The organism is Oleiphilus sp. HI0066 (assembly GCF_001635725.1).
Genome location: NZ_LWFH01000809.1, coordinates 1 through 2,117, shown reverse-complemented (window position 1 = coordinate 2,117; position 2,117 = coordinate 1). Strand labels below are relative to the sequence as shown.

The window sequence follows — 2,117 nt, the reverse complement described above, 5'->3', positions numbered from 1 at the left end:
TGCCCCCCTGATAATGACTGTGATTTGATATTATCTGGCACATAAGTCCAGTGACCACTTACATCAATATGTGCAGTACCAAATGTGCCCACAATCGTTTCTGGTTTAAAGCTAGACTCGCCATCATCTTTATCAACGATATGTAATTGGCCGGTTGTTAATTGACCACTATCTTCAACCACTTGTCCTGTCGACACGCCACTAATCGTCGCCGCATCATTCGTGCCGGTAATCGTGATGCTTGACGTCTGTGCAGTAGCCCCACCACGCGAATCGTTCACCTGATAACTGATTATTAGTGTCGTGCTCGCACCTGCCGCTAAGTGTTGAAACGTCGCACTGCCCGGGGTCACTGTTATCGTGTGACCATCAGCGGCAAGCGCAAAACCCGCTGGAATATGGGTCGTAGCGGCGGCCCCATCTAGCTCATAGCTTAAATGGCTAACGTGTAATACATCACCTGCATCTTTGTCACTGGCACCCTGTAATAAATCTACGCCATGGGTCGCATTATCTTCAATCGATTGATCTGTAACCGGTGATAGGACCTCGGGTTGAGCATTAACCGATAAGGTTAATGGTCTGGTCGTTTGTTGTACTTCCCCTCCGGCCGAGGCAATTGCGGTAATGGTTAAGGCTATATCACCGTGAAAATTTGGGTTCTGCAGATCGGCCTTAAGCCCATTTAAGTCAGCCTTATCTACCGTCCAAATTTTAGACAGGGCATTATAATTACCGTGGTTCAGCGTTGCATGATCCGGTAAGCCTGATATTTTTACCGTAAGTGTTTCGGTATCGCCACCGGTGTCAATAATTGCTGTGTGCAAGTCTAGCGGTATTTCTGCACCTTGCTGTACAAGGTGAGTAGTCGCTGATAGCATCGGCGCATCAACACTACCATGAATGTTAATGACCACATTGCTGATGACTTGTTCGCCATCGAGTGTGGTTGCAATCACTGGAATTTTTTCTTGTATGGTTTCATGCACACCTAGGTGATTGACTGCCGAGTTAGTATTATCTAATGCATAATGATAATGTCCGGCACTATCAATCGAGAATGTCCCATAAGTAGTATGCTGCTGAACTTGCGGCGTGAATTCTGGCTGATCAATACCATCTAAATCTTTGGCTTTTAATTCTCCTTTGACTTCAAATTGGGCACTATCTTCTTTCAGATCAGCCGTTAAACCCGCTGGCGAAATATCGGCTATACCGGCGTTATTAACATCATAGATATGCGGTGCTGAGGACCCTCCGTGATCATTCGTCACCGACAAAGTATGCTGCCCATTAGATAGGCCTGTAATAGCAACATCAAAGTGACCGTGAGCGTCAACCACCGTCGTCGCTATTGTGTGTCCTGCTTCAACGATATGGATAGTTTCACCGGCAACGCCGGTACCACTAAGTAGATTTGCTCCAACATGCAACTGCTGATAGGTACTAAAATACAAGTAATCCACTTCGCCATTTGGCGCACCATCGCAGACACGATTAATAATTCCGAGCGTACCATCTGAAAATTCTACAATACCATGTTCCCAGGCGTTACCCGTACCTGCTGCCCCGCCACTACCGGTATTCACAGTATTAGGAATATGGTGTGATTGCCACCAGCCGTGACTATCAATTCTGGCAAACCCTCCTTGGCCGCTATGATTTGTCGTTAAGGTAGGTTCATTACCTGAAGTCAATTCGTTATGGCTACTGCCTGGCATGTATAAGCCAACTATTTTCAAGCCTGAACTGACTGTCGATGTTTGACTGCCCCAGTCTGCCGTCGTATCAATCACCGCAGGGTCGGCACTGGCAACTACTTCAAGACTGGTTATGGATAATGTCGAAGTGGCGCCCACTGGCGAAGCATAGGCGGAACTAATAACAGGTTTATCTTCAGTCCCGGTAATGGTGATGCTGACTTGTTGGGTTGAGCCATCGGTCGCTGTGAAAGTATAAGTATCTACGACTTGTTGCTTGGCTGGGTCGGGGTCACTGGGTGATAAATCTTGTACTTTGCTTTGATCAAGGGTATAGGTCCATTGACCATTAACCATGGCTATATGGCCGTAGGTGGTGGTTGTACTGACAAGATCTGGGAAATCAGGTGTTTCGCC

Annotated in this window: 1 protein-coding gene; it reads right to left on the bottom strand. The window is 46.9% G+C overall.

Annotated features, from left to right (window positions below; all coding sequences use genetic code 11):
- A partial coding sequence (locus tag A3738_RS09630) for a VCBS domain-containing protein (RefSeq protein WP_156504159.1) occupies positions 1-2,117 on the bottom strand: 2,117 nt, incomplete at both ends.